Origin of the sequence: Yersinia pekkanenii, assembly GCF_001152565.1 — a bacterium.
GTDB classification, from domain to species: domain Bacteria; phylum Pseudomonadota; class Gammaproteobacteria; order Enterobacterales; family Enterobacteriaceae; genus Yersinia; species Yersinia pekkanenii.
Genome location: NZ_CQAZ01000028.1, coordinates 44,153 through 62,889, shown reverse-complemented (window position 1 = coordinate 62,889; position 18,737 = coordinate 44,153). Strand labels below are relative to the sequence as shown.

Here is an 18,737-nt window from a genome sequence, read left to right as displayed (position 1 = left end):
ATTAATATTTTAGTCAATTATTAATATGAATCTTTACCATCTACTCTAACTGATATGATAATAGGTTATACTTTAGCCAAGCAATAAAAAGTTGGCGTTATTATCATGATATGTCTTAGCTCAGACCTGATCTGACAGTTACCGGTTATTTATACAGGTGTCTGTCAGATTACATCTGGCTTAAATTCTTCTCAGCCCAGATGCATTCTCCATCGTGTAACGTTTCCATTGGCGTCCAGCCACAGCATATTTTTCCCTGATGAGTTCGCTCATATCACGTCACTGATTAGAGGTAGTTGTAAAAAACTTAATCCCTTTACTTAATCCTGAACATTCTATTTCAAATAAACTCTATTGTTTTTGCGAGAGCCTACCTCAGCTGAGGCAGAAACACAAATTAGGAAAGATAGTCCCAACCTGCGGTCAGCATGTGGACACATTTAAAATAAAATCATTATAAATCAATGAAATGCAGACAAGAAAAAGGCCGCTTGCGCGGCCTTTTATTTCGGGAAATACTCACTCTTTCGGAGTAGCACTCTCTACCCGGCTTTTTAGCTTTTGTCCTGGACGGAAAGTCACCACACGGCGCGCCGTAATAGGAATGTCCTCACCCGTCTTCGGATTACGGCCCGGACGTTGGTTCTTGTCTCGCAGATCAAAATTGCCAAAGCCAGACAGTTTGACCTGTTCACCATTCTCAAGAGCACGACGGACTTCTTCAAAGAATAACTCAACCAGATCTTTGGCATCTCGTTTGCTAAGCCCTAGCTTTTCAAACAGATGTTCTGACATTTCAGCTTTAGTAAGCGCCATAGGTTCAATCCCTCAAGGATGCTTGGAATCGCTGTTTTAACGCCTCTACACATCTTGCAACGGTAGCGGCCATCTCCTCTTCTTCCAGTGTACGGGCGGTATCCTGCAACACCAGACTAATAGCCAGACTCTTATAACCCTCTGCTACGCCCTTGCCACGGTACACATCAAACAAGTTTACGCCAACTACCTGATTTGCGCCAACTTTCTTACACGCCGCCAAAATATCTTCTGCGGGAACGTTTTCAGCCACCACAACAGCGATGTCACGACGGTTTGCCGGGAAGCGCGAAATCTCGCTGGCATGAGGCACAGCGCGGTCTGCAAGCTTGTTCCATTGCACTTCAAACACCACAGTTCGGCCATTTAGATCCAGCTTACGCTCCAGTTCAGGATGAACTACACCAATGAAACCAATGTGTTCCCCTGATAAATAAATCGCAGCACTCTGTCCTGGATGTAGTGCAGAATGTGTTTCTGCACGGAACTGAACCTCAGATAATTTGCCAGTAAGCTCTAGAATTGCTTCCAAATCGCCTTTCAAATCATAGAAGTCGATCGGTTGACGCGCCAGATCCCAATGTTCATCGTAGCGGTGACCCGTGATCACGCCCGCCAGCATGACATCCTGTCTAACACCGAGATCTGCTGTATTATCAGGTACAAAGCGTAATCCACTTTCAAATAACCGTAAACGGGATTGCTGGCGATTTTGATTATAAACCACCGCTGACAGCAAACCTGTCAACAATGACAACCGCATTGCAGACATATCCACAGAGATCGGGCTTGGCAGAATTAATGCATCTTGGTGTGGATGCAGCAAGGCTTGCACTTTCGGGTCAACAAAACTGTAAGTAATTGCTTCCTGATAGCCGCGATCAACTAAAGCTGTTTTTACACGCTTCAATGATAAGTCAGCTTCACGGTGTTTTGTCATCTCCAGGAAGGCTTTAACTGGGATATCTGGAATATTGTTATAGCCGTAGATACGGGCAACTTCTTCCACCAAATCTTCTTCGATTTCCATATCGAAACGCCAGCTTGGCGCTACGGCCTGCCAGGCAGAGCCAAGTTCTGTTACCTGGCAACCAAGGCGGCACAGAATATCGCTAACTTGCTCAGAAGGAACATGGTGGCCGATCAGACGGTCCAGTTTCTCACGACGCAGTGTGATAGTGGCACACGTTGGCAACTCTGTTGCTGCAGTGACATCAATAACCGGGCCAGCTTCACCACCACAGATATCAATCAACAAGCGCGTAGCACGTTCAATCGCTTTATGTTGTAACTCAGGGTCAACGCCACGTTCATAACGATGAGAAGCATCGGTATGCAAACCATAACGGCGCGCACGCCCCGTAATAGACAATGGGTTGAAAAATGCAGATTCTAGCAACACGTTACGGGTTTCTTCGTTAACACCTGAATGTTCACCACCAAAGATACCGGCCATCGCCAGCGGCTTATGCTGATCAGCAATGACCAGTGTGTCCGCATTCAGTTTGACTTCCTTGCCATCCAATAGTGTCAGCTCTTCACCTTCTGCCGCCAGACGGACAATGATCCCACCGTCGATACGATCCAGGTCAAACGCATGCATTGGTTGACCTAACTCCAGCAAAACGAAGTTAGTGACATCAACAACCGGATCAATCGAACGAACACCACAGCGACGCAATTTCTCACGCATCCACAATGGTGTCGCAGCCTTGACGTTAATCCCCTTAATCACGCGACCCAAATAACGCGGACAAGCTTGTGGAGCCTCGACGCGGATCGGGAGCGTTTCATCGATAGATGCCGCAACCGGGCTCATATCCGGCTCGGTTAATGGCAGTTGATTAACCACAGCCACATCGCGGGCGACACCAATGATACTCAAACAATCCGCACGGTTTGGTGTGACGCTAATTTCTATGGTTTTGTCGTCCAAATGCAGATATTCACGCAGATCGACACCAATTGGCGCATCAGCAGGTAACTCGATAATACCGTCACTATCTTCTGAAATAGCCAGTTCAGAGAAAGAACACAACATGCCTTCGGATGGCTCGCCACGCAGTTTGGCGGCTTTAATCTTGAAATCGCCCGGTAGCACGGCACCTACGGTTGCAACCGCTACTTTTAAGCCCTGACGGCAATTCGGTGCACCACAAACGATGTCCAATAAGCGGTCACCGCCGACATCAATTTTGGTCACTCGCAGTTTATCTGCGTTTGGATGTTGGCCACATTCCACAACCTGACCGACAACTACGCCGTTAAACTCACCGGCAACAGCGTCTACGCCATCAACCTCTAAACCAGCCATCGTAATTTGATGGGCTAAATCATCACTGCTAATGGCTGGGTTTACCCATTCGCGTAACCAAAGTTCACTGAATTTCATGAGATATTCCCGCCTTACTTAAACTGTTTGAGGAAACGCAGATCATTTTCGAAGAATGCGCGCAGATCGGTGACGCCGTAACGCAGCATCGTTAAGCGCTCCATACCCATACCGAATGCAAAACCTGAATAAATCTCAGGATCAATACCTACGTTTCGTAATACATTTGGGTGCACCATGCCGCAGCCCAGAACTTCGAGCCACTTCCCATTCTTGCCCATCACATCAACTTCTGCAGACGGCTCAGTAAACGGGAAATAAGAGGGGCGGAAACGAACTTGCAGATCTTCTTCGAAGAAATTACGCAAGAAATCGTGCAAGGTCCCTTTCAAATTGGTAAAGCTGATATCACGGTCAACGATCAGCCCTTCCATTTGATGGAACATCGGGGTGTGCGTTTGGTCGTAATCATTACGATAAACGCGACCTGGCACGATAATCCGAATCGGAGGCTGTTGGCCTTGCATGGTGCGAATCTGCACACCTGATGTCTGTGTACGCAGCAATCGGGTAGCATCAAACCAAAAAGTATCATGGTCAGCACGGGCTGGATGATGAGCCGGAATATTCAAAGCATCGAAGTTATGATAGTCATCCTCGATTTCAGGGCCGGATTCTACTGAGAAGCCTAACTCACCAAAGAAAGTTTCAATACGATCGATAGTTCGCGTAACCGGATGCAACCCACCATTTTCCATACGACGCCCAGGCAAAGAGACATCAATCGTTTCGGCTGCCAGTCGGGCATTCATCACCGCTGATTCCAGTTTGTCCTTACGGGCATTAAGTGCTTCTTGTACTTCCTGTTTAGCCTGATTAATGACGGCACCAGCTGCTGGACGCTCTTCAGCCGGTAGCTCACGCAGCGATGTCATTTGAAGGGTCAAATGGCCTTTTTTGCCTAGATATTCGACGCGCACCAAATCCAACGCGGCAACATCTTGGGCATCTTCTACGGCCGCTTTAGCTTTGGCAACCAGCTCTGCGAGATGTGGCATTGTTTTCTCTTCCTCTGGCCATATGGCCCGCTTATAGTTATATCCGTCATACTTCAAGCTGCATGTGCGTTGGCTGTTTTCGTTCACCCCAGTCACTTACTTATGTAAGCTCTTGGGGATTCGCTCAATTGCCGCCTTCCTACAACTCGAATTATTTAGGATATATGTCATGAGTTAAAATCCGATAACCGAAACAAATTTTTTACACAAAATCAGCAAGGTACCCCATTTGCGATACCGCCACTCTTTACACCATAAGGGGTGTGCAGTAAAAACAAAAAAGCCTCCACGATGGGAGGCTTAGGCGCTATTTTTCGTTTCTATTCTTACGCGCAAGCCTCTTGAAATCAGGCGCTAAAGTAAAAAAAGAAGCGAAAAGTAACTGTATTCATCATAACGATGACCTTCTTACAAGAAGCTAAAGATTAAAAGAGGGAGATAAACTCCCTCTTCAATTCTGACTTACGCCAGAGCTGCTTTCGCTTTTTCGACCAGTGCAGAGAATGCCACTTTATCGAATACTGCGATGTCAGCCAAGATCTTACGGTCAATTTCAATAGAAGCCTTTTTCAGGCCATTAATGAATTTGCTGTAAGACATGTCATTCTGACGAGCAGCTGCGTTGATACGTGCAATCCACAATTGGCGGAATTGACGCTTCCGTTGACGGCGGTCACGGTAGGCGTATTGGCCTGCCTTGATTACTGCCTGGAAAGCAACACGATAAACGCGCGAACGGGCACCGTAGTAACCTTTCGCTTGCTTTAATATTTTTTTGTGACGTGCACGAGCTACCACACCACGTTTTACGCGAGCCATTTACTTCTCCTATCGTCTTAATTCAAACCAAAATTACTTATGCGTATGGCAGACATGCTACGACCAAACCTAGATCGTTCTTAGATACCATGCCTTTTGGACGTAAATGACGTTTACGCTTAGTAGCTTTTTTGGTCAAAATATGACGCAGGTTGGCATGCTTACGCTTAAAACCACCGGCACCGGTTTTTTTGAAGCGCTTAGCGGCGCCGCGTACTGTCTTAATTTTTGGCATTGAATATATCCACTTCGCATTGTTAATTACAACGAGCTAGCTAGGCGAACAGACCTCTTACTGTGCAAGCACAGAGAAGTCTGCTACTTGAATGCCTTACTGTCTCTTCTTAGGTGCGAGCACCATGATCATCTGACGACCTTCGATACGAGTCGGGAATGACTCCACAACGGCCAGATCAGAATCTTCAGTCAGATCTTTTTTGACACGGTTAAGGACTTCCATGCCGATCTGCTGGTGCGCCATCTCACGCCCACGGAATCGTAGGGTGATTTTGGCTTTATCGCCATCTTCTAGAAAGCGAATCAGGTTGCGTAGTTTGACCTGATAGTCGCCATCATCGGTACCAGGACGGAATTTGATTTCCTTGACCTGTATGACTTTTTGCTTCTTCTTCTGTTCTTTTGTCGACTTGCTCTTCTCATAGAGGAATTTGCCGTAATCCATGATACGACAAACCGGCGGCTCGGCATTCGGACTGATTTCTACTAAATCAACACCAGCTTCCTCGGCTTTTTCCAGAGCTTCGTTCAGACTGACAATGCCAATCTGCTCACCATCGACGCCTGTTAAGCGAACTTCTGTGGCGCGAATCTCTTTGTTGATGCGATTAGGACGCGCCGGTTGAACTCGTTTTCCGCCTTTAATACTTTATTCCTCCAGTTGATGAAGACTACGACTGCGAATTTCTGTTAGCAGCCGGTCTACGACCACGTCGACATCTAAGCTTCCTAAGTCTTTCCCGCGGCGGGTACGAACGGCAATCTTGCCTGATTCGACCTCTTTATCGCCACAGACCAACATATAAGGAACCCGACGCAACGTATGTTCACGAATTTTAAAGCCAATCTTCTCATTTCTCAAGTCCGCTTTTGCCCTAATTCCTGCATCTTGCAGTTTTTTGGTCACTTGTTGGACATAATCAGACTGGCTATCGGTGATATTCATCACCACGACTTGTACCGGAGCTAACCACGTTGGGAAGAAGCCTGCATATTCTTCGGTTAAAATACCGATGAAGCGCTCCATTGACCCCAAAATAGCCCGGTGAATCATTACTGGCACCTGGCGATCGTTATTTTCGCCGATGTAAGACGCACTTAAGCGGCCCGGTAACGAGAAATCGAGCTGTACGGTACCACACTGCCACGCACGATCCAAACAATCATGCAAGGTAAATTCAATTTTTGGGCCGTAGAACGCCCCTTCACCCGGCTGATAATCAAACGGAATACCATTTTCAGTCAGCGCAGCGGCTAAATCGTCCTCGGCACGGGTCCAGAGATCATCGCTACCAATGCGCTTTTCAGGGCGGGTAGACAACTTGACCACAATTTTCTCGAAGCCAAAAGTGCTGTATACGTCGTACACCATCCTGAGACAGCTGTTCACTTCATCGCGAACCTGCTCTTCAGTACAGAAAATATGGGCGTCGTCCTGAGTAAAACCACGAACACGCATTAAGCCATGCAGTGCACCTGATGGTTCATTACGGTGGCAGCTACCGAACTCTGCCATTCGCAATGGCAAATCACGGTAAGACTTCAACCCTTGGTTGAAAATCTGCACATGCCCCGGGCAGTTCATCGGCTTGATGCAGTACTCACGGTTTTCCGACGATGTGGTGAACATATGCTCAGCATAGTTTTCCCAATGTCCGGTTTTTTCCCACAGTACGCGGTCCATCATAAACGGCCCTTTCACTTCCTGATACTGGTACTCTTTGAGCTTCATGCGCACAAAAGTTTCCAGTTCACGGAAGATGGTCCAGCCATCGTTATGCCAGAACACCATACCTGGTGCTTCTTCCTGCATGTGGTAAAGATCCAGTTGCTTACCAATCTTACGATGGTCGCGTTTGGCAGCCTCTTCCAGACGTTGGAGGTATGCATTCAGTTGCTTCTTATCACCCCAAGCCGTGCCGTAGATACGTTGCAGCATTTTATTTTTGCTGTCGCCACGCCAATAGGCACCGGAAGTTTTCTGCAATTTAAAGTGATGGCAGAAACGCATATTCGGTACGTGCGGGCCACGGCACATATCAACGTATTCTTCATGGTGATATAATCCAGGGCGATCATCGCGGCTGATATTCTCATCAAGAATAGCCACCTTATAATCTTCACCACGAGCAGCAAAAGTGTCGCGGGCTTCTTGCCAACTCACCTTTTTCTTGATTACGTCGTAATCTTTATCGGCAAGTTCATGCATCCGCTTTTCCAGCAGATCCAAATCTTCCTGCGTCAAGGTACGGTCGATATCAACATCATAATAGAAACCGTTGTCGATAACCGGGCCGATTGCCATCTTAGTATCTGGCCAAAGTTGCTTGATAGCGTGCCCCAACAAGTGTGCACAAGAATGGCGGAGAATAGCCAAGCCTTCAGCATCTTTGGTCGTGATAATGGCCAGTTGGGCATCAGATTCGATCAGGTCACTGGCATCTACCAGTTCGCCATTCACTCGGCCAGCAATACAGGCTTTTGCCAGACCAGGGCCGATGTCTAAGGCAACATCAAGAGCAGAAACGGCGTGATCGTAATGACGCTGACTGCCGTCAGGAAGGGTAATAACGGGCATTCTAATTCCTTATCTACAGTGGTGACCAACACGACAGATCACATGCAAGACGTAATTATTGTTTAATTTCCAAAAGTTGCGACATCAATTTAACCCACGTTTGTTATATTGGTACGCAACTGTGTACACAGTTTACTTTGTGACACCGGTCATGCCATAAAGTGAAGTCATATTATCATCACTTAATGCAATGACAAATACTATCATCGTTACCCGCCGTCGCGTTTTATCTGTTACCTGTCATCAGTTGGGAATAAGATATAGTAAGCAATGAAAATACATCATTGATGGCGGCACTAAACAGTGATAATGATCACCGACAAAGTTATCATGCTTAAACTGCTCTACGATCACCACAATATCAATACCGTATAACTGAGGGTCAACTATTGCAGCGACAACCTGTTACATCTTCCAGAATTTTGTCGATTGGTTATGATCCTGAAAATCGCATGCTGGAGATACAGTTCCGTGAACAAGGAATTTACCAATATCTTGGTGTTCCAGAGCGTGTTCATCAGAATTTTATGTCAGTCGTTTCGAAAGGTCGTTTTTTTGATGGCGTAATAAAAGGTAAGTTTTTGTGCCGTAAAATTAACCAATTAGAAAAATAATTAATTAAAGTAAGCAATTATATAAAACTGAAACGGTCGCTTCGATGATGAGTATTGGCAAGGAAGCCTACCGTTTCAGATATCGCCAACATCCCCTACCCTCGCTTTATTATCTCGCGCAGGCCGAAGATATCGGCGAAGGCGGTATCCTCCTCTATACGGCATAATCAGTTTAGCTGACGGAACCAATACGATTTAGATGAGCAAAAGATACCCTAAGAGGGCTTTTGCAATACCCTACGCTGATAAAATTACTGTATTTCCAGACCCGCAACGGCAACTCTGGGCTGAAGGCAAGGAAACCTACCGATACGACGGATAATAGTGTTTATTATCACCAACAATGATTTACATTATGATCTATTGCTTTTGAGTAGCACTGGGTGTATTGCTATTTCTACAAGATATGCCCATAATCAATTTCCGTTTCCGTGTAGCAATGGTTACTGGAACGCCGCCCCGATTGTTCACACAATCGGGGCGTTTTATTGGGCCGCTATCAAGAACATCCCATACTAAAAATGCTGTACACGCTTAACAAGCTTGGTTACTTAAAGTAAAACCAGGCAATATCAATCAGCCCATCGTTAACTTCAAATACCGCCATGCTGTCAATCGGCTCATCGGCTAATCCGTGGATTTTTTCCAGATCAAAGACTTTATTACCCAGAACCGTACGAGCAATCAGCTCAGCCCGAAGTGCCGGGTTATTAAACCTTTGTGTGCGGTAAAATTCAGTCAGTTGCTGCTTACCCGTAAGTGATGGCGTAGTTGACGGCATTCTGTAAGCCACAAATGAGTCACTAAAATTAGCCACAAATGCAGTTAAATCATGCTGATTATAAGCATGAAACTGCTTTTCAATCGGTAGTAATGGATTTGACATAGCACATCTCAACTGAATTTAAATTCACAAAAAATGAAAATAAATTCATTCTGATATGATGTCAAATAAAACCGATATCTCACTCTGCAACGATGGATACTATTCGGGGCCTGACACTTCCCCCTTCCAGGCTATCAAAGCCGTTTTCTAGCTGCATTTTCCGCGCTGAAAAACCATAGCTCCGGCATGCGGTTAGGATAAAACCGAATTTCGTAGGCGTCTTTCAGTGGCGCTAAACGCCAACGAGGGCGAGCTTCGCGTTTGGGTTTTAAAAAACGCAGACGACCACAAGCCCGTGCGGCTTGGGTATCTAATACCCATGCTGCAGAAGCTGATAATGGTTGGCGAACATATTCATCTTCAACGCTGATATCACAAATGCACAAAACCCTATTCCTTGCAGAAATTGATGCTGACATGATTATTCTGGATCTGCGATATTGAACCAACTGTTGCCGCGCAGAGATTTGATCTATATCACATATGGTGGGTTTTGTTGAGGTCACCGCCGTGTCATCCGAGTCACTGAGCCTGAGCCAGTTCATCGGTTGCGCGTGTTTATTGGCTCGCTGAAACGCATGAATAACATCGTTATAGCCTTTTGTCTGGCGTATCGCGTAGAGTGGTTGGGTGAGTAATAATAGATCGTGTGCGGATGTGTTTGGTCGGCGTACAGATAATTACCTGAGATGACTGATTTTATCAGGTGCAATTTGCTATTTGCGGAGTGGTGTCGATGCAAGGTATTTTCGAATTATTTAAAGCCATTGGTTTAGGTCTGGTATTGCTATTGCCATTGGCAAATCCGCTAACGACAGTAGCCCTGTTGCTGGGGTTATCCGGCAATATGACTCGTGAGGAGCGCAATCAGCAATCGAAGATGGCATCAATCTATGTCTTCTTTATTATGACCATTGCTTACTACGCCGGTCAGGTTGTGATGAATACTTTTGGTATTTCTATTCCCGGCCTGCGTATTGCTGGCGGGCTGATTGTCGCATTTATCGGCTTTCGTATGCTCTTCCCACAGCAATCTGCCGAGGACACTCAATTAGAAGCCAAATCGCAAGACTTAAAGAAACGTAAATCAGTCAATATCGCCTTTGTGCCATTGGCCATGCCCAGCACTGCGGGGCCAGGTACCCTCGCCATGATCATCAGTTCGGCTGCCTCGATGAAAGGTCACGCCGTGTTCAGTCCCTGGGTCGTGACTGTGGCACCGGTGCTGATTTTTCTTTGTGTCTCATTGATTTTATGGGGTTCGCTACTCAGTTCGGGGGCCATTATGCGCTGGGTCGGCAAAAGTGGTATTGAGGCGATTTCACGTCTAATGGGGTTTTTGCTGGTTTGCATGGGGGTACAATTTATTATCAATGGGATACTGGATATTATCGCCAACTATCAGCCAGCCATTGCATAAGGAATTGCGAGATTGAAAAGGGAAACGCTAGCCGATGTTTATAATAATAGATCTCTATAATCATAAAAATTACAGCGCCCATAGGGCTACATCGGTTAGCGTTTTAATATTATTCTGACATTGCCCGGTAAGCAGTATCCACTTTCCACAAATAACGTGGTGCCTGCGCAGCCGGATGCTTCTTTTGTATATGCTGATAGAATTCGTTAGGGCTAAGACTGTTGATTTTATTCACTGCCAGACGTTTATCTGATGAGAAAGTCCGCAGCATGGCACCCGCACCATTGGCATAAGAAACGATAGTGGCATAACGCAAAGTTTGCGGATCACTTATCCCCGCTAGCTGTTGGTTTTGCAAAATATTGATATAGGCAGCACCGATATCGATATTCTTCACCGGATCCTTTAATTCGCCAGAACTCGGTTGACCATCTCGCCCTTTCATCCGATATGCATCACGGCCAGCGGTAGAGGCTTTAATCTGCATCAGACCGATGGCATTTGAGGTACTCACCACATCAGGATTGTAACCGGACTCCACCTGGATAATGGCTTTAATCAAGGTTTCATCAACACCGTAATGGCTGGCGGCTTGTTTAATTACGTCGCTGTAGGCAACGGTACTTGAACCGGCGCTGCTTTTCGGTGCATTAATAAAACCACCCGGTGGCACTTTCTTCAGCCACCCGTTATTTGCTTGTGGTGGAGGCGCTTGTTTAGCACACCCTGCCAGCAATAAAATTGCCATAAGGCAACCGACTTTTGGATTCACAGTATTCCCCGTGCTGATAAGCCGTTTTGTAGCATATACAAGTTGTCACCTCGTCCAAATAGATTTTTTGGTCTGGTTTGACCATTATCAACATAATGTTCAGGCTATATTCGGTAACTATCGGTAAGTTTTAGTTTATTGTATGGCAAGGCTTGACTTCGCCACAAGTGATATTGATAATCATTTTCATTTAAAGAAAGGGAACATCGCCATGTTTACTAAGCAAAAAATACCCTACCTGCCCCCCACCAGTCGCTGTACACCTCATTTTTTACGCGCCATTACCCTGTTGGCTCTTGTTGCATTTAGCTCAATCATCAGCAGCACTGCGCTGGCAGAAAATAAGCCCAGCGACCCTAATAAAAAATTCAAAGTTGTGACGACCTTCACGATTATCCAGGATATTGCACAAAATGTCGCCGGTGATGCCGCCATAGTTGAGTCAATCACCAAACCCGGTGCAGAAATTCATGACTATCAACCCACACCACGGGACATTGTAAAGGCACAATCTGCGGACTTGATTCTGTGGAATGGTATGAATCTGGAGCGCTGGTTTGAGCGTTTCTTCGAGAATATTAAAGATGTCCCCTCGGCTGTTGTTACCGATGGTATTACACCATTGCCTATCCGTGAAGGGCCGTATAAAGGCATTCCCAATCCACACGCCTGGATGTCGCCGTCAAACGCATTGATTTATACTGAGAATATTCGCAAAGCCTTGGTAGAGCACGATCCCATCCATGCTGAAATCTATAATCGTAATGCGAAAGCCTACGCTGAAAAAATTGCCGCGCTGGATGCCCCGTTACGTGAGCGTTTATCCCGTATCCCAGAGGAACAGCGTTGGCTGGTAACCAGTGAAGGTGCTTTCAGCTATTTGGCAAAAGATTATGGTTTTAAAGAGGTTTACTTATGGCCAATCAATGCCGAAGAGCAAGGATCCCCGCAGCAAGTACGCCACGTCATCGATACTATGCGCGCCAATAAGATACCGGTGATATTTAGTGAAAGCACTATTTCTGATAAACCGGCCAAACAAGTTAGCAAAGAAACCGGTGCGCAATATGGTGGGGTGTTATATGTTGATTCTCTGTCGAATGAAAAGGGTCCGGTTCCCACTTATATCGACCTGATTAACACGACAGTACAAACTATCGCGAAAGGATTTGGTCAATGAACCATGCTGTTTTTGTTCGCCCGGAGCTGGTAGTGGATGATGTCACTGTCACCTATAACAATGGGCATACCGCCATTTATGATGCCAGTTTCTCACTGAGCGGCGGGACTATCTGCGCGCTAGTGGGCGTCAATGGGAGTGGGAAGTCGACCCTGTTTAAAAGTATTATGGGGTTAGTCAAACCCAGTGTGGGGAAAGTGGAGCTGAGTAATAAACCCATCAGCCACGCTTTGAAGCAAAACACCATCGCCTACGTACCACAAACGGAAGAGGTGGACTGGAATTTTCCGGTGTTAGTCGAAGATGTTGTGATGATGGGCCGCTACGGGAAAATGAACTTTCTGCGTATTCCGAGCCGCGAAGATAAAGCCATTGTTGAGAAAGCCATTGAGAGAGTCGGCTTAACCGCGTTGCGGTCACGTCAGATCGGCGAACTTTCTGGCGGGCAGAAAAAACGGGTGTTTCTGGCCAGAGCACTGGCTCAGCAAGGCACAGTGCTACTGCTGGATGAGCCATTTACCGGGGTTGACGTCAAAACAGAAAATGCCATTATTGATTTGTTGCGGGCATTACGCGATGAAGGCCATCTGATTCTGGTTTCAACGCATAACCTTGGCAGCGTGCCGGAGTTTTGTGATCATGTCATTCTGATTAACCAGACCGTACTGGCTGCCGGGCCAACCGAAACCACCTTTACCCAAAAGAATCTCGAAATGACCTTCGGTGGCGTGCTGCGCCATATCAACCTTTCCGGCACTGCGCTGCATGACGATAATGACCCACGTACCGTCACTGTCATCACTGATGATGAGCGCCCTGCGGTGTTTTATGGCCACACCAAGAATGATCCGCCTGCGCAAAGCCAGCCAAAGGAGAATAATCCCTGATGCTGGAACTGTTACTACAACCCTTTAACTACAATTACATGGTCAAGGCCATCTGGGTCAGTGCGATTGTCGGTGCCGTCTGCGCTTTCTTATCTGCCTATCTGATGCTGAAAGGCTGGTCGCTGATGGGTGATGCGCTATCACACTCGGTAGTACCGGGGGTAGCCGGCGCTCATGCTCTCGGGCTGCCTTATGCCGCCGGTGCATTCTTTACCGGCATGCTCGCCGCATTGGCAATGACGTTAGTTCGCCATGTAACCCGCTTGCGTGAAGATGCCATTATCGGTTTCATCTTCTCTACCTTCTTTGCCGTCGGGTTATTAATTGTTTCGCTTAACCCTACCTCGGTAAATGTGCAATCGATCATTTTCGGCAATATTCTGGGAATAGCAGATGAAGATGTATTACAAGTAGAAATCATTATTTTGGTTTCTTTTGTGATTTTATGTCTGATCTGGAAAGACTTGCTGGCGGTGTTTTTCGATGAAAGCCACGCTATGTCGATAGGACTATCACCGCTCCGGTTAAAAATCCTGTTTTTCACTCTGCTAAGTGCCTGTACCGTGGCGGCCTTACAGACCGTTGGCGCGATCCTGGTAATTGCCATGGTGGTGACGCCAGGGGCGACCGCTTACCTGCTTACTGACCGTTTTAGCCGTTTATTGGTGATTGCCATCGCTATCGGGGCCTTTACCAGTGCCTTTGGCGCGTATCTCAGCTTCTATCTGGATGGTGCCACTGGCGGGGTGGTTGTGGCCTTGCAAACACTGGTCTTCCTGCTGGCCTTTTTCTTCGCGCCGAAACACGGATTGCTGGCAACCCGTTTCCGTACTCGCCAGAAGCGCCGTCATCCTCCAACTCACCTTCCGGAGGATAAAGTATGAATATGTTGTTCAGTCTGGTTAGCGAACCCTTTGCCTATCCCTTTATGCAACGGGCGATAGTGGCCGCGATCATTACCGGTGTGGTGTGCGCGGTATTGTCTTGCTATCTGGTACTAAAAGGCTGGTCATTAATGGGCGATGCTATCTCTCATGCGGTGTTACCCGGGATTGTACTGGCCTTTTGGCTTGGCATTCCGCTCGTTATCGGGGCCTTTGTCTCTGGCATCTTCTGCGCCGTCGCTACGGGTTATTTGAAGGACAACAGTAGGGTCAAAGAAGATACCGTAATGGGGATTGTGTTCTCCGGTATGTTCGCGTTTGGTCTGGTGTTGTTCTCCCGCATGGATACTGACCAGCATCTCAGCCATATCTTATTTGGCAATATGCTGGGTATTTCATTGGCAGAGCTGAAACAAACTTTGTGGATCGCCGGATTCACCTTGTTGGTGGTGTTATTAAAACGTAAAGACTTTATGCTGTACTGCTTTGATCCAAACCATGCCCGAGTGATTGGGCTGCCGGTCAAATTACTGCACTATGGCTTACTTTGCCTGCTAGCATTGACTATCGTGGCATCATTGCAAGCGGTTGGGGTTATTCTGGTTATCGCCATGCTAATCGCGCCTGGTATTATCGCCTTTATGTTGTGCCGCAGCTTTGATCAAATGCTCATTGTTGCCACACTGGTCTCCGTGTTGGCTTGCGTACTGGGTACCTTGATAAGTTTCCATATTGATGGCGCTACCGGCCCCTGCATTGTGATTATTCAGGCATTATTCTTTGTGGTAGCACTGATTTATAGCCATATAAAACCTGTGAAAGGCCGCAAAATAACACCTCAGGCCAATGCGGGCAGTGCTAAAAACGCGCCCAAGGGTAACCTGCTATAATCAATTGAGTCTCAATATATATGCCGTACTGTATTCATGCACTACGGCCTATTTATTATTTGCTCTTCATCTGGACTATTTTCGCCATTATGTTGCTGTCGTTATCGCGATGGATAATAGGCCAGAACGATTATAGATACCCATGCAGAATCTGTCTTTTGTTTGATCCTGCATGGGTATCCCTGTGCGTCGGCTCTGGTTCTTTACATCATAAAGAAGCTAACCTAATCATCTGTACCCAAGTCATTAAGTTACAATCAGGCTGCGGATAGGGAGTGGATCATGTGGCAAGCAGTGAAGCGTTTATTAAGTGAATATCTCGGCCCCGCCGAAATTCGGGAAAGAATCGAATTACCGGGTGGTGATATTCATCAAGCCTGGCGTCTCAGTTATGGTGAAACTGAGGTTTTCGTGAAATGCGATACCCGCGAGATGCTACCAATATTCACCGCTGAAGCTGATCAGCTCTCCTTGTTAGCTCGCAGCAAAACGGTTCAGGTGCCTGAAGTCTATGGCGTAGGCAGCGACCGCGATTACAGCTTTCTGCTACTTGAATATATTTCTCTTAAGCCATTGGATGCTCACAATGCCTACTGTTTGGGTCAGCAGTTAGCCCATTTGCATCAATGGAGTGAGCAACTGCAATTTGGGTTAGATTTTGATAATGATTTAGCCACCACACCACAACCCAATAGTTGGCAACGCCGCTGGGGGCAATTTTTTGCTGAACAGCGTATCGGTTGGCAACTGCAATTAGCCGCCGAGAAAGGCATGTCGTTTGGTAATATCGATCAAATAACTGAACGGGTTAAAGAACGGTTGCAAAACCACCAGCCGCAACCTTCGTTATTGCATGGTGACTTATGGCCCGCTAACTGTGCAGCCAGCGCCAATGGGCCGGTGATTTTTGATCCCGCCGGCTATTGGGGTGACCGGGAATGTGACCTTGCTATGCTCCCGCTCTATCCTGCTTTACCTGCCCAGATTTATGACGGTTATCAACGCGTTTGGCCGCTTCCGGCTGAATTTATTGAACGCCAGTCTGTTTATCAACTTTACTACTTATTGAACCGTAGTAACTTATTTGGCGGGCAACACTGGATTAATGCGCAAAAAGCCGTTGACCAGTTGCTACATCCCGAACAGTCTTAGCTCTGTCGGTGGCATCTTAATGTTGCCTCACTATCTACTTACCATGAACAGCACCCCAAATGTTGGCCAGCCAACCGCTCAGGGTGCTTTTTTGTCAGGCATTATCCCTGAACCATCGATCCCAGTAACTTGATAACAAAGTAGGCTACCACGCCGATCACTAACGGCAGGATATAGAGGGTAAAAAACTGCAAGAAGATGGTGTGATGTGGTAAGACTATTTTATCTTCCAACTGCTCCCGAGTGCGCCCTTCACTGCCTTTGGCCTGTTCTAAAATCAGTTGATCTTCAATGCCCTCACGGATGTGCCGCACTTGTCGCGACATACGGGCACCAGAGGCCTGTAACGACAGACCAACGAAAATCAGCATATAGATGATAAAGAACATAATGTTCGCGGCCGTTAAACCCTGTTCAACGTTGGGCACTGGCGAGTTGAACCAAAAAATATCCAGAAAAGTCGTATTGAAGCGGGTCATATCGGTCATTACATGGATAAAATCCAACAGAACCGCATTAATCCCAGTGCTTTTTTGACTATATTGATAAGCAAAATTGATAATTGAGATCAATGTTGACAGCAGTGCTGGAATAAAAATGAGCCACCCTGCAATCCGTTTGATCACAGCGACACGCCCAGCCTGTTGATAGGTCATGACTTCTCCTTGTAAATACCACAACTTATGTGGCCTTAGTTTACCCGCTACATCCGCTCTTTGTGCAGAATTTTCATTGCCATTCCCACGTTTAATATAAATTCAAGCCTAGTTCATCCAGCGCTTTATCATTAAGTTAATGATAAAATCGCGCTCCATTGTTAAAAGATACCGTAGCTAAAAACCAACAGGAGTGATGACAGATGGCGACCCCTCACCCGATTAAGGCCGCAATTTTCGATATGGACGGCTTACTGATTGACTCAGAACCTTTATGGTTACAGGCTGAACTTGATATTTTCACCTCTCTGGGGTTGGATACATCCTCGCGCGATGCCTTACCCGATACTCTTGGCTTGCGTATCGATTTAGTGGTTAAACTGTGGTTCCACGCCCTGCCATGGCAGGGGCCAAGTCAGGCTGAAGTGTGCAACCGCATTATTGCCCGCGCGATAGAGCTGGTGGAAGAAACCCGCCCGGTGTTACCAGGAGTCGAGTACGCACTGGATCTTTGCCGCCAACAAGGGCTGAAAATTGGCCTGGCGTCGGCTTCACCGCTGCATATGCAAGAGCGAGTGCTGGACATGTTAGGTGTTAGAAATCAGTTCGATTGTCTGGTCTCGGCGGAATACCTGCCCTACAGTAAGCCGCATCCTGAGGTGTATCTGAATGCGGCGGCAGAACTCGGTATCGACCCGCTCCAATGTGTCACTCTGGAAGATTCAGTAAACGGTATGATTGCCACCAAAGCAGCCCGGATGCGCTCTATCGTTATTCCATCACCAGAATACCGCTCGGATCCTCGCTGGGTACTGTCAGATATTCAGTTGGACTCATTAGTGCAATTGCGTAAGGCACATATTTCGTAGCGGGAGGTTGATTACAGTTTTGGCGATAAGGGGCGGTCAGCGTTGATAACTCACCGCCCAAATGTATTTTAGAGGAAATCATCCCGCTTAGGGGTAAAGGTGTCGATCAGAATACTGTTATCTTCCAGAGATACCGCGCCGTGCATCTCATTCTTCACGGCACGATACGCATCCCCTGCTTTCAATATGCGTTTTTGCCCTTCAATTTCCACGGCAAAACTGCCCGCAGCGACATAAGCAATCTGGTCATGGATATCATGTTTGTGTGCTATGCCAATGGCACCTTTGTCAAAGTGAACGCAGACCATCATCAGCTCATCGCTCCAAGTCATTACTTTGCGCTTAATGCCATGACCTAACTCTTCCCATGGCGTTTCATCATTAATAAAGAACATCTTCATTATTTATCCTCATTGCTGTGCAGAATAGTTTCAGGTGTAGCGTAGTCACAGTTTTACGCTGAATTCTGCTCATTCTACGGGCAAATTCCACAGTTTGGGTATAATTAATCCAAAAATCATGACATCCTTCAAAAAATAATAAAACATCATTTCATTTTTATTGAATTAACTTCCCGCAAATACTATCATCACTGCATTACCAGAAACACTCGGCCAAAAGTCAGACCGGTGCATATTGTCAGCAACAGTTTTCGGCATCATGTACAGGTTCTGAATCGGTCCTGTT

22 protein-coding genes and 1 other annotated feature are annotated in these 18,737 nt (G+C 46.6%); of the genes, 9 read left to right on the top strand and 13 right to left on the bottom strand.

The genetic code is table 11. The features are described from left to right. Positions 1–519: 519 nt before the first annotated feature. The 8 genes from ihfA to thrS all read right to left on the bottom strand — a co-directional run bounded on the left by ihfA (position 520) and on the right by thrS (position 7,840). Positions 520–816: an integration host factor subunit alpha gene (ihfA, locus tag AEP37_RS14735; RefSeq protein ID WP_002211830.1), complete on the bottom strand. Its 297-nt coding sequence runs from the start codon at positions 814–816 to the stop codon at positions 520–522. Positions 817–820: 4 nt separating this feature from the next. Then, a complete protein-coding gene (gene pheT, locus AEP37_RS14730; protein WP_049614041.1) occupies positions 821–3,208 on the bottom strand; it encodes a phenylalanine--tRNA ligase subunit beta in 2,388 nt (795 codons plus the stop codon). A gap of 14 nt (positions 3,209–3,222) precedes the next feature. After that, positions 3,223–4,206, bottom strand: a complete 984-nt coding sequence (gene pheS, locus AEP37_RS14725; protein ID WP_049614040.1) for a phenylalanine--tRNA ligase subunit alpha — start codon at positions 4,204–4,206, stop codon at positions 3,223–3,225. 273 nt (positions 4,207–4,479) lie between these two features. Continuing rightward, positions 4,480–4,602, bottom strand: a sequence feature (Phe leader region). Next, entirely contained in the window at positions 4,554–4,598 is a 45-nt protein-coding gene (pheM, locus tag AEP37_RS27910; protein WP_408068336.1) for a pheST operon leader peptide PheM, read from the bottom strand. (Overlaps the previous feature by 45 nt.) Before the next feature lie 66 nt (positions 4,603–4,668). Then, entirely contained in the window at positions 4,669–5,025 is a 357-nt protein-coding gene (gene rplT, locus AEP37_RS14720; RefSeq protein ID WP_004393357.1) for a 50S ribosomal protein L20, read from the bottom strand. A gap of 37 nt (positions 5,026–5,062) precedes the next feature. Beyond that, complete coding sequence (rpmI, locus tag AEP37_RS14715) at positions 5,063–5,260, bottom strand: 50S ribosomal protein L35 (protein WP_004713020.1); 198 nt, start codon at positions 5,258–5,260, stop codon at positions 5,063–5,065. Between the two features lie 96 nt (positions 5,261–5,356). Further along, positions 5,357–5,908 (bottom strand): translation initiation factor IF-3, encoded by a 552-nt coding sequence (infC, locus tag AEP37_RS24995; protein WP_011816226.1) that lies wholly within the window; start codon positions 5,906–5,908, stop codon positions 5,357–5,359. A 3-nt stretch (positions 5,909–5,911) separates the two neighbouring features. Beyond that, positions 5,912–7,840 (bottom strand): threonine--tRNA ligase, encoded by a 1,929-nt coding sequence (gene thrS, locus AEP37_RS14705; RefSeq protein ID WP_049614039.1) that lies wholly within the window; start codon positions 7,838–7,840, stop codon positions 5,912–5,914. Positions 7,841–8,229: 389 nt separating this feature from the next. Here thrS and AEP37_RS14700 point away from each other — a divergent pair, with 389 nt between their 5' ends. Then, positions 8,230–8,454: a KTSC domain-containing protein gene (locus AEP37_RS14700; protein WP_049614038.1), complete on the top strand. Its 225-nt coding sequence runs from the start codon at positions 8,230–8,232 to the stop codon at positions 8,452–8,454. Between the two features lie 44 nt (positions 8,455–8,498). After that, positions 8,499–8,621: a hypothetical protein gene (locus AEP37_RS27595; RefSeq protein WP_280512716.1), complete on the top strand. Its 123-nt coding sequence runs from the start codon at positions 8,499–8,501 to the stop codon at positions 8,619–8,621. Positions 8,622–9,001: 380 nt separating this feature from the next. Here AEP37_RS27595 and AEP37_RS14695 read toward each other — a convergent pair whose 3' ends face one another. Together AEP37_RS14695 and AEP37_RS14690 are read right to left on the bottom strand one after the other, a co-directional pair. Then, positions 9,002–9,340, bottom strand: a complete 339-nt coding sequence (locus AEP37_RS14695; protein WP_049614037.1) for a nuclear transport factor 2 family protein — start codon at positions 9,338–9,340, stop codon at positions 9,002–9,004. A 134-nt stretch (positions 9,341–9,474) separates the two neighbouring features. Continuing rightward, complete coding sequence (locus AEP37_RS14690; protein WP_049614036.1) at positions 9,475–9,726, bottom strand: hypothetical protein; 252 nt, start codon at positions 9,724–9,726, stop codon at positions 9,475–9,477. Positions 9,727–10,076: 350 nt separating this feature from the next. Between AEP37_RS14690 and AEP37_RS14685 the strand changes: the two genes are divergently transcribed. Further along, on the top strand, positions 10,077–10,760 hold the full coding sequence (locus tag AEP37_RS14685; RefSeq protein ID WP_049614035.1) for a MarC family NAAT transporter: 684 nt from the start codon (positions 10,077–10,079) through the stop codon (positions 10,758–10,760). 109 nt (positions 10,761–10,869) lie between these two features. Here AEP37_RS14685 and AEP37_RS14680 read toward each other — a convergent pair whose 3' ends face one another. After that, on the bottom strand, positions 10,870–11,532 hold the full coding sequence (locus tag AEP37_RS14680; protein WP_049614034.1) for a transglycosylase SLT domain-containing protein: 663 nt from the start codon (positions 11,530–11,532) through the stop codon (positions 10,870–10,872). Positions 11,533–11,743: 211 nt separating this feature from the next. Here AEP37_RS14680 and yfeA point away from each other — a divergent pair, with 211 nt between their 5' ends. The 5 genes from yfeA (at position 11,744) to AEP37_RS14655 (ending at position 16,525) form a co-directional block, all read left to right on the top strand. After that, positions 11,744–12,712, top strand: a complete 969-nt coding sequence (yfeA, locus tag AEP37_RS14675) for an iron/manganese ABC transporter substrate-binding protein YfeA (protein ID WP_049614033.1) — start codon at positions 11,744–11,746, stop codon at positions 12,710–12,712. Then, positions 12,709–13,599, top strand: coding sequence for an iron/manganese ABC transporter ATP-binding protein YfeB (gene yfeB, locus AEP37_RS14670; RefSeq protein ID WP_049614032.1), 891 nt, complete (start codon positions 12,709–12,711; stop codon positions 13,597–13,599). Before yfeA ends, yfeB begins: the two co-directional genes overlap by 4 nt. Beyond that, entirely contained in the window at positions 13,599–14,483 is an 885-nt protein-coding gene (yfeC, locus tag AEP37_RS14665) for an iron/manganese ABC transporter permease subunit YfeC (RefSeq protein WP_049614031.1), read from the top strand. Before yfeB ends, yfeC begins: the two co-directional genes overlap by 1 nt. Beyond that, on the top strand, positions 14,480–15,373 hold the full coding sequence (gene yfeD, locus AEP37_RS14660; protein ID WP_049614030.1) for an iron/manganese ABC transporter permease subunit YfeD: 894 nt from the start codon (positions 14,480–14,482) through the stop codon (positions 15,371–15,373). Before yfeC ends, yfeD begins: the two co-directional genes overlap by 4 nt. Positions 15,374–15,655: 282 nt before the next feature. Next, a complete protein-coding gene (locus AEP37_RS14655; protein WP_049614029.1) occupies positions 15,656–16,525 on the top strand; it encodes a fructosamine kinase family protein in 870 nt (289 codons plus the stop codon). Between the two features lie 101 nt (positions 16,526–16,626). Here AEP37_RS14655 and AEP37_RS14650 read toward each other — a convergent pair whose 3' ends face one another. After that, positions 16,627–17,181, bottom strand: coding sequence for a YniB family protein (locus tag AEP37_RS14650; RefSeq protein WP_049614028.1), 555 nt, complete (start codon positions 17,179–17,181; stop codon positions 16,627–16,629). A gap of 203 nt (positions 17,182–17,384) precedes the next feature. On the opposite strand from AEP37_RS14650, the gene hxpB reads away from it, so the two are divergent. Then, positions 17,385–18,050, top strand: a complete 666-nt coding sequence (hxpB, locus tag AEP37_RS14645; RefSeq protein ID WP_049614027.1) for a hexitol phosphatase HxpB — start codon at positions 17,385–17,387, stop codon at positions 18,048–18,050. 68 nt (positions 18,051–18,118) lie between these two features. Here the strand turns inward: hxpB and AEP37_RS14640 are convergent, their stop codons facing one another. Beyond that, complete coding sequence (locus tag AEP37_RS14640; protein ID WP_049614026.1) at positions 18,119–18,451, bottom strand: cupin domain-containing protein; 333 nt, start codon at positions 18,449–18,451, stop codon at positions 18,119–18,121. Between the last annotated feature and the right edge of the window lie 286 nt (positions 18,452–18,737).

Excerpts from the sequence above, each read along its gene's own strand:
- ihfA (WP_002211830.1), bottom strand. The coding sequence starts at position 816 with ATGGCGCTTACTAAAGCTGAAATGTCAGAACATCTGTTTGAAAAGCTA.
- pheT (WP_049614041.1), bottom strand. The coding sequence starts at position 3,208 with ATGAAATTCAGTGAACTTTGGTTACGCGAATGGGTAAACCCAGCCATT.
- pheS (WP_049614040.1), bottom strand. The coding sequence starts at position 4,206 with ATGCCACATCTCGCAGAGCTGGTTGCCAAAGCTAAAGCGGCCGTAGAA.
- rplT (WP_004393357.1), bottom strand. The coding sequence starts at position 5,025 with ATGGCTCGCGTAAAACGTGGTGTGGTAGCTCGTGCACGTCACAAAAAA.
- rpmI (WP_004713020.1), bottom strand. The coding sequence starts at position 5,260 with ATGCCAAAAATTAAGACAGTACGCGGCGCCGCTAAGCGCTTCAAAAAA.
- thrS (WP_049614039.1), bottom strand. The coding sequence starts at position 7,840 with ATGCCCGTTATTACCCTTCCTGACGGCAGTCAGCGTCATTACGATCAC.
- AEP37_RS27595 (WP_280512716.1), top strand. The coding sequence starts at position 8,499 with ATGATGAGTATTGGCAAGGAAGCCTACCGTTTCAGATATCGCCAACAT.
- AEP37_RS14695 (WP_049614037.1), bottom strand. The coding sequence starts at position 9,340 with ATGTCAAATCCATTACTACCGATTGAAAAGCAGTTTCATGCTTATAAT.
- AEP37_RS14685 (WP_049614035.1), top strand. The coding sequence starts at position 10,077 with ATGCAAGGTATTTTCGAATTATTTAAAGCCATTGGTTTAGGTCTGGTA.
- yfeA (WP_049614033.1), top strand. The coding sequence starts at position 11,744 with ATGTTTACTAAGCAAAAAATACCCTACCTGCCCCCCACCAGTCGCTGT.
- yfeB (WP_049614032.1), top strand. The coding sequence starts at position 12,709 with ATGAACCATGCTGTTTTTGTTCGCCCGGAGCTGGTAGTGGATGATGTC.
- yfeC (WP_049614031.1), top strand. The coding sequence starts at position 13,599 with ATGCTGGAACTGTTACTACAACCCTTTAACTACAATTACATGGTCAAG.
- yfeD (WP_049614030.1), top strand. The coding sequence starts at position 14,480 with ATGAATATGTTGTTCAGTCTGGTTAGCGAACCCTTTGCCTATCCCTTT.
- AEP37_RS14655 (WP_049614029.1), top strand. The coding sequence starts at position 15,656 with ATGTGGCAAGCAGTGAAGCGTTTATTAAGTGAATATCTCGGCCCCGCC.
- AEP37_RS14650 (WP_049614028.1), bottom strand. The coding sequence starts at position 17,181 with ATGACCTATCAACAGGCTGGGCGTGTCGCTGTGATCAAACGGATTGCA.
- hxpB (WP_049614027.1), top strand. The coding sequence starts at position 17,385 with ATGGCGACCCCTCACCCGATTAAGGCCGCAATTTTCGATATGGACGGC.
- AEP37_RS14640 (WP_049614026.1), bottom strand. The coding sequence starts at position 18,451 with ATGAAGATGTTCTTTATTAATGATGAAACGCCATGGGAAGAGTTAGGT.